Below are 14,184 nucleotides of genomic sequence, written 5' to 3' on the forward strand. Positions count from 1 at the left end.
AAAAGCAAATCAGATAAAGGGGATGACAGGATGAAGAAGCGCAACAAGATGGCTGCACTGCTGATCGGAAGCATGATGATGGCTGTAATCAGTGGCTGTACCGGAGGCGATAACGAAAGCGCACAACCTCAAATTTCACAACAGGACTATGAACCTTATGGTAAATATGAGACACCCGTGGAATTTACGATTGGCCGAAATACCAATCATGTGAACAACCTGCCTGCCGGCGATACCATTGAAAACAATCTGGCTACACGCTATGTAGAAGACCGGGTGAATGTCAAGGCCAAGGTAGCTTGGGAAACAGATGATATGGATCAGAAGCTGTCACTTTCAATGACCACTGGCGATCTGCCGGATGTAATGCTTGTCAGCCGTGAAATATTTAATCAACTGGTGGATAACGATCTCATTGCCGACATGACAGAGGTTTACGAGAAGACAGCATCCGAGGGTGTTAAAAATATTTATGGTTCCTACGGAGATTTGCTGTTAAATCAGGTGAAGGTGGACGGTAAGATCATGGGTCTGCCCATGACGAATATCGGAAACCAGCACCAATTGCTGTGGGTCCGGAAGGACTGGGTAGATAAGGTCGGTGCGAAGCTGCCGGAATCTGTCGAGGATGTATGGAATCTCGCGAGAACATTTGTAGAGAAGGATGTCTCGGGAACGGGCAAAACGGTAGGCATGGTCATGGATTCCAATGCGATGAACTTTACGCCGATCTTTGCTGCGCACGGTGCCTTCCCCATGAACTGGATACAGAAAGACGGTCAGGTTGAGTATGGATCTGTTCAGCCTGAAGTAAAGCAAGCGCTGGCAGAACTGAGCGCCATGTATAAAGAAGGTTTAATAGATAAACAGTTTGCTGTCCGATCGAATGAAGAGAAGGAAGCTCTCGTCATCAACGGACAGGCCGGAATGGTATTTAATCCATGGTGGATCGGCTACACCAACTACAAGGACTCCATTAAGCAAGATCCAGAAGCAGTCTGGGTTGCTGTATCCGCACCAGTGGATGAGAATGGCAAGTTCAAGACGATCCGGCAAGACCCGGTGGGCGGTGGTATCGTCGTTGTGAAGAAGGACTTTGCACATCCTGAAGCAATAATGAAATCAGTCAATTTAACAACGGATTTCCTGTACTCCTTAACGGAGGACGCGATCAATTACAAAAAAGAGCATCCTGACGAGCTGCTGACCGATGCAAGCCGCTGGAACAATGATCCTACCCAGATTCCGATGCAAGTGGATTATGATGATGTGCTCAAGCGTTATTACGATGATCTGATCAAAGCAGATGAGACAGGTGATGCTTCTGCTGTTCAGGAAGATCGAGTGGTTTCTTTCAAGGCCTATCAGGAATTCAAAGAGAAAGGAAATGCGATTGATGCAAACACCTATGGTGAATACCTCTCCCGGATCGAAGGGCAGCGTGAGGCAAACAATCCGAACCTGGAAGTGATCCCCGCAGGCTTTTACGGAACAACCGAGACGATGAAGCTGAAGTGGGCGAATCTGCAGAAGCTAGAAGAGGAAACCATGCTCAAGATCATTATGGGAGAAGCGCCTGTAGATGAATTCGATACATTTGTCGACACTTGGAAACGTACGGGTGGCGATGAGATTACAGAAGAAGTTAACGAGATGAGCAAAAGATAACGATTGCGTGAGCTTAGGTGCGGAAGCTTGATGGTGGACTTCAGGACTTCCGCACGGGCTTTCGCCGATAAAGCCTGTCCAATTAGGCATGGTGGAGGTGGAAAGGACAATGGCGCAAATGGAAACAACCGTTAATCAAGAGCGGGAAGTGCGTTACGGGAGGAAACAGAAACGTAAAACCTTTGACGAAATGACCTATCATTTTATGCTGCTGCCTGGCATGATCATGCTCTTCATTTTCTCAATTGTACCGATGTTCGGGGTTGTGATGGCATTCCAAAAGTTCATTCCTGCCAAAGGAATATTCGGGTCCAAATGGGCAGGGCTATCCAATTTCACGTATATGTTTCAACTGCCAGACGCAAAGCAGATTTTCATTAATACATTGGTCATCGCAGTTGGAAAGATTGCTCTAGGGTTGATTGTACCTATCGTATTCGCTCTGCTGTTAAATGAGGTGCGTCTGAAAGTATTCAAGAGTACGATTCAAACCATCGTCTATTTGCCGCATTTTATGTCCTGGGTGGTTCTGGGCACGATGCTGACCATGATCTTTTCTTTCGATGGCATGGTGAACAACTTCCTTGAGTTTCTAGGCTTGGAGCGAATTATGTTCTTGGCGAGCAATGACTGGTTCAGGCCGCTGCTCATTGTGACGGACACGTGGAAGGAATTTGGCTACGGGACGATAGTTTATCTGGCTGCATTAACGGCAATTAATCCTGCATTGTACGAATCTGCCGCAATGGACGGCGCAAGTCGCTGGAAACAGACGCTGAATATCACGCTGCCGGGTATGTTCCCGACAATTATACTGCTGGGCACGCTAAGTCTTGGCAATGTACTGAATGCAGGTTTTGATCAGGTGTTTAACCTGTATAATCCGCTGGTATATGAAACGGGTGATATTATTGATACTTTTGTGTACCGTATGGGTCTGATCAACATGCAATATTCGTTTGCGACAGCAATTGGACTGATGAAATCGGTAATCAGCTTTGTGCTGATCGTGATTTCCTACAGACTGGCTTCGAGGTATGCGGGGTACAGAATTTTCTAGGAGGGTTAGCATGATTCAATCCAAATCGCTCGGCTCCAGGCTATCCCGCCTGTTGATTATGTTTGCGTTAATTCTGATTACGTTCATGTCCTTGGCGCCGATTGTCAATACCATTATGGTGTCTGTCAGCAGTAGTACAGCTGTTAATGCAGGTCGAGTCTATTTTTTTCCAGTGGAGCTGAATTTCTCATCGTATGGCCAGATTCTGAATGATACGAAGTTTTGGAAGGCTTTTCTGATCTCGGTCGAGCGGGTGGTGCTTGGAGGAGCAATCAACATGTTTTTGACCATTCTCATGGCCTACCCGTTGTCACGAAGCGTCACACAATTCAGATCGAGAAACACATATATGTGGATTATTGTGTTTACAATGCTGTTCAGCGGCGGAATCGTACCCTGGTATATGGTCATCAGCAAGTTGGGGTTGATCAACAGCATTTGGGCGTTAGTTCTGCCGGGGGCAGTTCCTGTCTTTAATGTAATTCTCCTCATGAACTTCTTCAAGGGAATTCCAAAGGAACTGGAAGAGGCCGCATTCATTGACGGTGCCAGTCCACTTAAAATTTTGCTCCAAATCTTCATTCCCATTTCCATGCCGAGTCTGGCAACAATCATGCTGTTTGTCATTGTGGGGCACTGGAACAATTTCTTTGACGGGATCATTCTGATTAACGACAGCTCCAAAATCCCGCTCCAGACCTACCTGCAACAGCTGAGTCTCACACGCGATCAGATGCAGAATCTTTCGGTCGAACAGCTGCAGCAGTTCAATAAAATCTCCAACACAACGTTGAATTCTGCCAAGATTCTGGTATCCATGATTCCCATTTTGCTGATTTATCCTTTTCTGCAACGTTATCTAATCCACGGTATCGTACTCGGAGCCGTAAAAGAGTAATTCTGGTTTTATCATTAGCCGTTCTGCCTGAGAAATGTGGAAGGGGGTGAAGGAACAAGGAACACGTAAGGGACAGGCGCGAACTTAGATGCAGCGAAGGATTAACCCTGCTTTATGAGTGAACTGTTAGTTATACATCAATTTGAGAAGGGAAGGGATCTGATGAGCAAAAGGAAAATGGTGAGCCTCACGCTGGTACTCAGCCTTATTCTGGTCACCACCATGGGGGCAACAAGCGGCGGCAAAAATCGCTATGCCGATCAGGCGCAGTGGGCGCAAGAGAAGCTGTATGAATATTACTGGGATGATGCATCAAAAATGATGAATAATGCTTATCCATCAACACCCGAAGGTGAACAGGCCTTAAATTACTGGTGGAAGGCTCATGCGGTCGATGCATTGGTGGACGGATACGAACGTACAGGAGACAAGGCGTACACTGCACGTGCGGAAGAGCTTGTTCGTAGTATCATTGCACGCAACGGCTCACTTCACAATGAATTTTACGATGATATGGAATGGCTCGCGCTTGCCGGGCTTCGTCTGTATGATGCAACAGGCAGTGAAGAGATGAAGGGATACGTATTGGAGTTGTGGGATGACATCAAGACCGCCTGGTGGGATGATGAGCTTGGGGGTATGGCTTGGAAAAAGGATCAGCGATATAACCGAAATGCGTGCTCCAGCGGGCCTGCCGCCATCTTGGCTGCAAGGCTGTATGAACGTTTTGGCGATGTGCGGGATCTGGAGTGGGCCCAAAAAATATATGATTGGGAGAAACAATATCTGGTAAATCCTCAAACAGGGCTGGTAGCGGATGGTTTGGTGCTGAAGGAGGATGGCACACTGGATGTGAATGAAGCATGGATCTTCACTTACAATCAGGGTACTTTTATCGGAGCAGGTGTTGAACTCTACCGGATAACAGGGAAGAAGACGTATTTGAAAGATGCCGAGAAAACGGCAGCAGGTTCTCTGAAGACCTTAACGGATGAGAAGACGGGTATATTTAAAGAGGACGGCGACGGGGACGGTGCGTTGTTCAAAGGCATACTGATCCGCTACATGGTTGAGATGTATGAAGTCGGGCATAGCAAAAGCCTGAAAAAGGCGATTTATCGCAACGCCGATGCCTTGCTGAAAGGTAGCCGGGATACTGGATTATTCGGTCAGGCTTGGGGCAAAGCAGCCCAGAACCCACTCGACCTTACCGCTCAGCTCAGCGGCGTATTTCTGCTGGAAGGGGCTGCCAAGCTGGAAGCAGGCAAAGCGGATAAGCCAGGTAAACCGGGTAAACCAGTGAAGAAGTAGGCATTTGAGTGGAAGATAGGGTAATAGGATAGTAATTATTCGAGGCCAGCGCCTGCCTGAGTCTTTCCAAGAGAAAGATCATGTGGTGCGGTGCTGTTATGTTCCGGTGTTATTGTTGAACTAATGGTAATTCAGCGGTGAGGTTTCATCCGAAAAAAGCATCGTACCCGATATCTCAGGGTACGATGCTTTTAGGCGTCTGCAATTTCATTGTAAGTATGGTTATTACTTGCTCGCGGGTAAGTGGTAACTTTCTCGGATTAAGGAGAAATAGTCGTCAGCACGGATCACCTTGAATTCCGATCCGAGCTCTTCAGTGATCGCCAGTGCATCGGATGGAGTCGTACTCCATGCAAGCAATCCAAGAGAAACGAACAACGGAGACTTGCCATCCCAATTCGCCTTCGCATCATTTAGCACCTGTAATCCGTCCTGTACGGTGCTTATCCCACGAATTGTGGATACGGGCAGGCTATCGTCAACGATTTCCACTCCATAGTTGTCTTCGTAGCTGATGAATAAGCCGGGTGCATTGTAATCCTGCGCGTAAGCCTTGGCTTTAAATGGCGTGAGAGGTACATTCTCGCTGTCTACACGGTTCAACACATAAGGAATGGTCATGCCGGTCTTTTTCATATATTTTTCGGTTTGCTGCAAAAATTGCCGGAAGCTTGTGTCGGGCCAAGCCCCTGGATAGAAGTATCCTGCACCGGACGGTCCTGCGATCAGCAGATCATTCGGGGTTGCTGTGTTCACATAATAATTCAATATTGCTGGTGCACCTTCGTAGAGAAGCGGGCTTGAAGTCCAGTTAATCGGAACCTTACCTCTGGCCGGATCATCCCACATCACACGCATCCGATGCTGGTTATACTGAAAATTATCGCCTTCCGTAAAGGTATACGTTACATAGATTTTATTCTCCAGTGCAGGTCGCGGAGATTTTTTCACCGGGGTGAGCTTCGGTTTGGTTCCCGAGAAAACAGTCAGGTTGCTGAACCAATCGGCTGCAAGAACATAGACGCCATATCGAGATGCAATCTCAACGGAGCTGAACTCACCTTCGACATCATTGCTAAACCAGCCAAGGTAGGGAGTTCCGGGTTTTACATCAGACATGATCTTCTCGAAGAGGGCTTTTTGCTCAGGCACATTGGAATCCAACCAGAATACCATCGCTTTATTAGCGACTGCATAATCCCTTAAATATGCGTAGGGCTCCCGCTGCTCAGCGGAGAGAGGGCGGATATTACCTGCGGATACTTTATACTGATTCCACATGTCCACTTCAGCCGTCAGATTCTGAGTACCTGCCGGAGGAGTGAATTCATACACAAAATAATTGCCATTATCGGCGAAACGGTGGCCGCCTTGACCTTCAGCGACCTTGGAATTTTGTCTATCATACAGGAATTGTTCTTCTTCCGGTGTTCCTGCGATGAAGTTTGCGATCTCTTTTCCATCCGCCTTGACCGTAACCTCATGTACAGCCGGTCCCCAGCCATCCTGAGTAAAGGCGTCATCAAATCGGAGATATACCGAAGATTTTCCCAAGAGTGAAGAAAGATCCAGGGAATACGTATCACGGTTGCTTGCATCCCGAATCTGTTGTTTTTCCTCCGCGATCGTAACAAAGGATTCAGGCATGCCGGACGGGATGCGAATCGCTGTATCCGGATCAAGTCCAATTAACATCTGGTGGTTCGTTTTCTTCCACAGATTCTCATATTGCCAGGTATAGGCATCCATTCGATTATTGAATTTACCCCGCAGGTCATCCATAATCTTTAATTTGTAAGGCGCTTTGGACAATTTGGCTGCTAACTCGGGACTTGCAACCACAGCATTCTTTAGTCCTGCGAGCGTGGTTGCTACGTTGATCGAATCAGGTACTTCGGGATCATATACAACCATGCCTTTGACTTCGCTGCGATAAGCAGAGAACACTTCCCAATAATCCTGATGAAGCGTGTAAGGCACCTTGATGTCCTTAAGCCAGGTCAGTTTTCCTTCTTCCTGGGACTCAATCAGATAGATTCGCGGTTGTTCTCTGTTAACGATTCCCTGTAATGTTCCCAGCAACAATTTGATGTCACCTGGCGCATCATAGATGTCGGCTGCGTCCAAATGTTTCGGGTTTTTGAAACTTGGCAGTTCACGGTGTTTGGACCCATCAGGTTTGGCTGTCTGTACATCCGTTTCCGAAGCTGAAGCAGCGCCGGCGGTTAATGAAAAAGCGCATATGAGAGCTAAACAGAGCATCGTGAATCTACGAGCCATGGCGAATTCACTCCTTGTTTTAGTCAAGAATTAGAGCTGTGCCTTCGTAATACCCACCCTCCTTTTTTGGTCAAAAGCCAATCCACACATCTCTATCCAACACATATTAAATATATTCATATATAATTTTACAAGAGGTTCGACAAAACTTCCCATATTTCCTGGAAATCAGGCATATTTAATGCGATGATATCAAGGAGATGTTGTTTGCAACTGCAGATAAGCGCAGCTTGTTTATTGCACTTGCAGGTGAAAGGATATATTATATATCTCAAATATTATGAATGAATTGGTGATGTGATCAAAATGAGTACAAATGATCGAATTCCACTGTATCAACAAATCCAGGACTATATCAGACATGTCATAACTCAAGAAAATATGAAACCCGGTGATCGCATACCGACAGAGAAGGAACTGATGGATCAGTTTCAGGTCAGTAAAATTACGGTTGCCAATGCCTTAACCGGATTAGCCAATGAAAAGTTAATTGCGCGTGTGCCGGGGAAAGGCAGTTTTGTAGCTGAAGAAACAGATAGTGCTTCTGTGGCCTCAACGCAAGCGACCACGATAAAGGGCAGAGAGGGAACGCTGTCTACGGGAATGATTGGCATCATTGTGCCCTCCATCCATGATTATTTTGCCATTCGGCTCGTTGAGGGCATTGAGCAAGCCTTGCGTGAGGAAGGATATCGCAGCATGATCATGTTTACGCATGGCAAGGTGGATAAAGAGAAGGACGTCATCAAGGAAATGAAGGCGCTCGGAGCAGAAGGTCTGTTAATTTTTCCTGTTGATGAAGAGAACTACAACGAGGAAATCCTCGGCATGAAGCTCTCGGGTTTTCCTTTTGTACTGATGGACCGTTATTTGCCAGGGGTCGAGACACATTATATTGCTGCAGATGGCAGACGGGGCACGAGGCTGGCTGTGGAGCATCTATGGGAGCTTGGACACCGGGATATCGCTATTTGCTCCGATTCACCTCTTCAGACAGTTACGGTTCAGGAGCGGATCGAAGGTTATATTGAGGCTTTAAAAGGCAAGGGCGCGTTAATCAATCCTGCTCATATGATCACGGATTTCCAGCCGTTAAGTGAACTTAAGGAGGCGGAGGCGCACCCTTTGTATCGATATATCCAAAACCGAATGGTCACAGCCTATGTTTCGCTTAACGGCAGGTTAGGTGTGCAAATCTATCAAATGGCCAAGCAAGCAGGACTTCGAGTGCCTGAAGATGTATCGATTGTAAGCTTCGATGATCCCACCTCCATCGTGGAGGAATTCAGTATATTTACCCATGTGAAGCAGTTTGAGCGGGATATGGGGTATCGGGCCGCTGTTAAATTACTTGAAGTATTACGTGGTCGTGGGGAAGCGAAAAGTTATAGCAAAATGCTGATTGAACCCCAGTTGGTTGTACGTCAAACCACCGGAACGGTTTCTCAAGCTTAATTTTCACAAGACAAGAAAACCTTTTCCGTAGAGAAGCGGAGAAGGTTTTTTTAGGTTTGTATAAAAAACATATTGAATATATTCATATCATATATTATAGTCTAGAAAAAGATGGATAGTCATACATTGCAACCCAAATCAAATACGAGCTGGGGAGGATAAGAAGATGGCACGAGATCGAAAGGAAGAGCGTACCGGATTTCAAGAATCTGCTGCTTACCATCCCGATTATGATCTGCAGACGGACTTTGTGATGGTTTACGGGATTGATGAGTCGATGCAGGAACGCATTCGGAAGTGGAAAGAAAAAGGCTATGTGGTTCACCTGATGACAGGAGTTGCTTGGGGGACCTACAACAGCTATCTGGATGGCGAGGTCGATGGGGCAACACATTGGGATGAAGCTCAAATGGACCGGGAAGGCAGCATGATTCTTCATGGGAGCGAACCAGTTATTCCATACATGGTGCCTACCATTTCCTTTGGCCGTTACATAGCGGATCGAATACGTATTGCCGTTGACGCCGGTGTGGAAGCCATCCATCTGGAGGAACCTGAATTCTGGGTAAACGGAGGCTATTCGGAAGCTTTTAAACGGGAATGGCAGTTGTATTACAAAGAGCCTTGGATTCCGCCACATGCTTCACCTGATGCACAATTTCGAGCTTCCAAATTAAAGGCATATTTATATACACGTGTCCTGGACCGATTATGTGCCGAGATGAAGGACTACGCGTTAAAACGTTATGATCGTGTTCTTCGCTTTTATGTTCCGACCCATAGTCTGATTAATTACACACAGTGGCGCATTGTTAGTCCACAATCTCAGCTCTTAGAGCTGCCCTCCATCGATGGGTATATTGCACAGATCTGGACCGGGACATCCCGAACCCCCAATGTGTATGAAGGGTTGCGTAAGGAACGTACGTTTGAAACCGCTTACCTTGAATACGGCGTCATGCAGGAACTGGTTCGGGGGACCGACAGACGAATGTGGTTCCTGCATGATCCGATCGAGGATAACCCGAATTACACCTGGGCTGATTACCGCCAGAACTATTTAAAAACGGTGGTTGCCTCACTGCTGCATCCCGGGGTTGCCCATTATGAAGTCGCACCTTGGCCACGACGAATCTTTCAAGGCACTTATCCATCCGAGGATGGCTCTGGCAAGGAGAAAATTCCGTCAGACTATGCCACAACTTTGCTCCAAGTCATGCACACCCTTGGTAACATGAATCAGGATGTTGAAACAGATGAGGAGTCATTACAAGTTGGTGTTTTTATTGCAGACTCAGCGATGTTTCAACGAATGAAGCCAGATCCCAATGCACCTCATGCCGGCAAATACGATGGAACAGATCCTGAAGGATTTCAGGAGAATGGCGATACAGAACTGCTCGATTTCTCTCCTTTTTACGGTCTGACACTACCGTTATTGAAACATGGTATTCCGGTCCGTCCACTTCAATTGGATAATGTAAGGCGGTATCCGGGTTACTTGGCAACTTATCGTGTACTCATACTGAGCTATGAATTTATCAAACCGGAATATCCGGACATTCATTATGCCCTTGCACAGTGGGTACAGGCAGGCGGAGCGTTAATCTATGTTGGCGATGACAGCGACCCGTATCACGATATTCGTGCGTGGTGGAATCATGACCGCAAGCAAGGGCAGTCAGATCCGACGTATAACTCCCCTCGAGCACATTTGTTTGAACAGTTAGGTCTGAAAGATACAAGGGAAGGTGTCAATACGGTAGGAAAAGGGGGAGTTTGCTGGTTGAATGAACATCCGGCTGACTTCACTTTATCCAAAGCAGGGGCTGATCGGCTGCGCCAATCTGTCAAAGAAACGATGGAAGTTGTCCATGGAGCAGAACTACAGTGGGAATCGAAGCCTTATTTCAAAATTAGACGAGGTCCTTATCAAGTCGTATCCGTTCTCGATGAATCGGTCAGCGAAGATGCAGTAGTCATTCCAGGTCCGATTGTGGATTTGTTTGATTCCAAGCTCACTGTGCTCAGCCAGGTGACCCTGAATCCGGGTGAGCAAGCCTTGCTCTATGATATTGAAGCGGGACGTCCAACGACTGAAGAAGTATCCGTCATTGCTGCTTCTTCCCGAATAGAAGGTCTGTCCCAGTCAGCCACAGGTTTTCGATTCATTGCAAAAGGGCCTGCCAACATGAAGGCAACAGCAAGGCTGTACTGCAATGCCAAACCATTATCTGCCGAGTATGTGGTTCAAGAGCAGTCGGCGCCTGTCGTGTGGGATTGGGAACCGGATTCAAAGACAGTGCTTCTTCATTACGAACATGGCAACGAGAACAATGCAGAGGTTCAAGTCCGCTGGACTTCCTGAATTCACAATACAACCTGATTGATGTAACAGAGAGGAGTATGCTAGCATGCCATACGAACCGATAAGGCTAGAACGGTTAAAACAGATGTTAAATAAACTTCGGGAAGCCATATATGAGCCGATGGCCGAATTGGAAGTGAATGCTTGGGTTACGCCAGAGCCCGTACCTTACGAGGAACGGATGACCGGCACGAAAGTGACACTCAAGCAAGGAGAACAATGGGGAGAGTTATGGGACTGTGCCTGGTTCCGTTTTGCAGGTAATCTTCCAGCAGTAACAGGTAACCAAACCACGGTCCTCTTGCTGGATGTCAACGGTGAGCTGTGTCTGGTTGACCATGAAGGATCACCTATCCAAGGATTGACGACGATTAACTCCGAATTTGATTTTTCATTAGGTCTGCCTGGCAAACGAGTCGTGCAGCTCCATGAGACATCTGTAAATGGACAGGAAGTTGAAGTGTGGGCAGATGCAGGCAATAACGATCTGTTCGGCAAGTATCGGGGAGGCACGTTAAAAGAAGCAGTCATTGCCTTCTGCAGGGAAGATATTCGGGAGCTTTATTACGATACCGAGGTGCTCTTGGAAACGGCAGAGCAGCTCCATGACGGTTCCGCTCGGAAGGAGAGAATTTATCAGACGCTCTATGACATTTCTGTACAGTTAACCGATTTCTCCAAAGAGCATGTCGAGCAGGCGAAGAAACGACTGAATGAACAGCTATCCCTAGAGGGAGGCGATCCCGTCTTAACCCTTAGCGCTGTGGGTCATGCTCATATAGACTTGGCCTGGTTATGGCCGATCCGTGAAACGATCCGTAAAGGAGCTAGAACGTTCTCAACTGTGCTTCGCATGATGGAGCGTTATCCCGATTATGTGTTCGGAGCAAGCCAACCGCAGCTGTACGACTGGATGAAGCAGCATTATCCCAAGCTGTATGAGCAGATCAAGGAACGTGTACGTGAAGGCAGATGGGAACCGCAAGGCGCCATGTGGGTAGAATCGGATACCAATGTGCCTGGTGGTGAATCACTCGTACGCCAGATTTTGTATGGCAAGCGTTATTTTCAGCAGGAATTTGGGCAGGAAATGAAATCGCTCTGGATGCCTGATGTATTCGGCTACTCGGCAAGTTTGCCCCAGTTATTAAAGAAATCCGGTGTGGATTACATGATGACTCAGAAGCTCTCCTGGAGTGAGTACAACCGGCATCCCCATCATTCCTTTCTGTGGGAGGGAATTGATGGTTCAGCTGTATTAACGCATATGCCGCCAGAGGATACGTACAACAGTCCGGCAGCTCCGCGTTCGATCATCAAAGCTGAACAGGGGTATCTGGATAAGAATGTATCTAACCATGCACTTATGCTCTTTGGTATAGGAGACGGAGGCGGAGGGCCTGGCGAAGAGCATTTGGAGCGGCTGACACGGGAGAAAAACCTGCTTGGTTTGTCCCCTGTTATACAGGAGCCTTCGTGGAAATTTTTCGAACGGCTTAATGAAGAACGTGAACGGTTCCAGACATGGCGCGGTGAGCTTTACCTGGAGAAGCATCAAGGAACCCTGACCAGTCAGGCGCGAAGCAAGCGGTATAACCGGAAAATGGAGAAAGCACTGCGCGAATTGGAGTTCGCCTCAGTACTTGTGGCTTCACAGCTTGGCAAGTCTTATCCGTCTGAGACACTGGAAACGATATGGAAGGAAGTCCTCCTGTATCAGTTCCATGATATCCTTCCCGGGTCTTCCATCAAGCGTGTGTACGATGAGTCACTCTTACGTTATGAATATCTTTTAGACCAGACAGAAAATATGATCAACGAAACCTACAGCCATATGGCAGCCCAGATCTCATTAAATGTCGATTCCTCATCCAGCTCCTCCGTGGTGATATTCAATTCATTGCCTTGGGACCGTCAGGAATGGATTCACACGAATGGAAGCTGGCGTAAGGTTCAGGTTCCATCCATGGGATACACCCTGGTCTCAGATCATGTGGACCAGGATGCTATAGATGAGATTGCATCATGCGCCCAGTTAGTTCCGGGAATACAAGAGTCGGAAGTTTGCGTTTCCGCTGAAGAACGCTGTGTGGAGAACGACACATTCATCGTGAAGTTTGATCCGAATGGAGCCATTATCTCCATCCGGGACAAGTCTGAAGCTCGGGAAGTCATTCCGCAAGATCTTCCGGGAAATGCACTTCGTGTGTATCACGACGAAGGAGATGCTTGGGATTTCAGTCATGACTATTCCGCACATAAAGGTATGCCATTAACACTTCATGACATTCGCGAGCTTCGTGAGGGTCCAAAAGTCGGGCTGGTCTTCGAATATAACTATGGAGAATCCACTCTGATCCAGACCGTGGTTCTGACAGAAGGCAGCAGACGTATTGATTTCGAGACGACCGTGGATTGGAGAGAGAACGGGAAAATGCTTCGTACTTCATTCCCGGTGAATATCCGTACAGATCAGGTTCACTGTGAGATCCAATTTGGCAGTTTGACCAGACCCACTCATCGGAATACTATGTGGGACTTCGCCAAGGATGAGATATGTGCTCATCAGTGGATTGATTTATCGGAACCTGATTATGGAGTCGCCCTCCTCAATGATTGTAAATATGGTCATAGAGCCATCGATAATGTGCTTGGTCTGAATCTGCTGCGCAGCAGCTCGTATCCTGATCCGGAAGCGGATCGTGCGGAGCATACGTTCACCTACTCGTTATATCCGCATCAAGGCAACCATGTTCAGGCCGAGATCTATCGAAGAGGTAATGAACTGAACATTCCGCTTCGTACCGTTTCCTTATCATCTGTATCTGCGAAGCAGAACGGTACGCTTCCGTATTCCAAAGCATTTCTTCAGCCGGACCATCCGCACATCATGGTGGAATCCGTCAAACAAGCCGAGGATGGAGACGACATCATCGTCCGTCTATATGAAACTTCGGGAACACATGCCACCACGGCATTACATCTTGGATTCCATATAACAGAAGCCTGGACGACTGATCTTATGGAAAATATCCTTTCACCCGTTTCATTTGCAGGAGCATCCGAGATGGTTCTATCCTTCATGCCATTTGAGATTATCACGTTACGATTGAAGCTAGGACAGCTATAGCTGGGATGGTTGAC

Annotated in this window: 8 protein-coding genes; 7 read left to right on the top strand and 1 reads right to left on the bottom strand. The window is 47.3% G+C overall.

Annotated features, from left to right (window positions below; all coding sequences use genetic code 11):
- Positions 1-30 precede the first annotated feature (30 nt).
- From BMY78_RS10400 to BMY78_RS10415, 4 genes are all read left to right on the top strand, one after another.
- Entirely contained in the window at positions 31-1,668 is a 1,638-nt protein-coding gene (locus BMY78_RS10400) for an extracellular solute-binding protein (protein ID WP_090897701.1), read from the top strand.
- 118 nt (positions 1,669-1,786) lie between these two features.
- Positions 1,787-2,728 (top strand): ABC transporter permease, encoded by a 942-nt coding sequence (locus tag BMY78_RS10405; protein ID WP_371129160.1) that lies wholly within the window; start codon positions 1,787-1,789, stop codon positions 2,726-2,728.
- A gap of 10 nt (positions 2,729-2,738) precedes the next feature.
- Complete coding sequence (locus BMY78_RS10410; RefSeq protein WP_090897704.1) at positions 2,739-3,626, top strand: carbohydrate ABC transporter permease; 888 nt, start codon at positions 2,739-2,741, stop codon at positions 3,624-3,626.
- Between the two features lie 162 nt (positions 3,627-3,788).
- On the top strand, positions 3,789-4,937 hold the full coding sequence (locus tag BMY78_RS10415; RefSeq protein ID WP_177185699.1) for a glycoside hydrolase family 76 protein: 1,149 nt from the start codon (positions 3,789-3,791) through the stop codon (positions 4,935-4,937).
- Positions 4,938-5,162: 225 nt separating this feature from the next.
- On the opposite strand, the gene BMY78_RS10420 is transcribed toward BMY78_RS10415, so the two are convergent.
- Positions 5,163-7,217 carry a GxGYxYP domain-containing protein gene (locus tag BMY78_RS10420; protein ID WP_090897709.1) on the bottom strand — a complete coding sequence of 685 codons (2,055 nt, stop codon included), beginning with the start codon at positions 7,215-7,217 and terminating at the stop codon, positions 5,163-5,165.
- Positions 7,218-7,523: 306 nt separating this feature from the next.
- On the opposite strand from BMY78_RS10420, the gene BMY78_RS10425 reads away from it, so the two are divergent.
- The 3 genes from BMY78_RS10425 (at position 7,524) to BMY78_RS10435 (ending at position 14,170) form a co-directional block, all read left to right on the top strand.
- Complete coding sequence (locus tag BMY78_RS10425; RefSeq protein ID WP_090897711.1) at positions 7,524-8,672, top strand: GntR family transcriptional regulator; 1,149 nt, start codon at positions 7,524-7,526, stop codon at positions 8,670-8,672.
- 166 nt (positions 8,673-8,838) lie between these two features.
- Entirely contained in the window at positions 8,839-11,040 is a 2,202-nt protein-coding gene (locus tag BMY78_RS10430; protein ID WP_090897714.1) for a hypothetical protein, read from the top strand.
- A 46-nt stretch (positions 11,041-11,086) separates the two neighbouring features.
- Complete coding sequence (locus BMY78_RS10435) at positions 11,087-14,170, top strand: alpha-mannosidase (protein ID WP_090897717.1); 3,084 nt, start codon at positions 11,087-11,089, stop codon at positions 14,168-14,170.
- Positions 14,171-14,184: the final 14 nt, after the last annotated feature.

The organism is Paenibacillus sp. OK076, from assembly GCF_900110055.1.
Taxonomy (GTDB): Bacteria; Bacillota; Bacilli; order Paenibacillales; family Paenibacillaceae; genus Paenibacillus.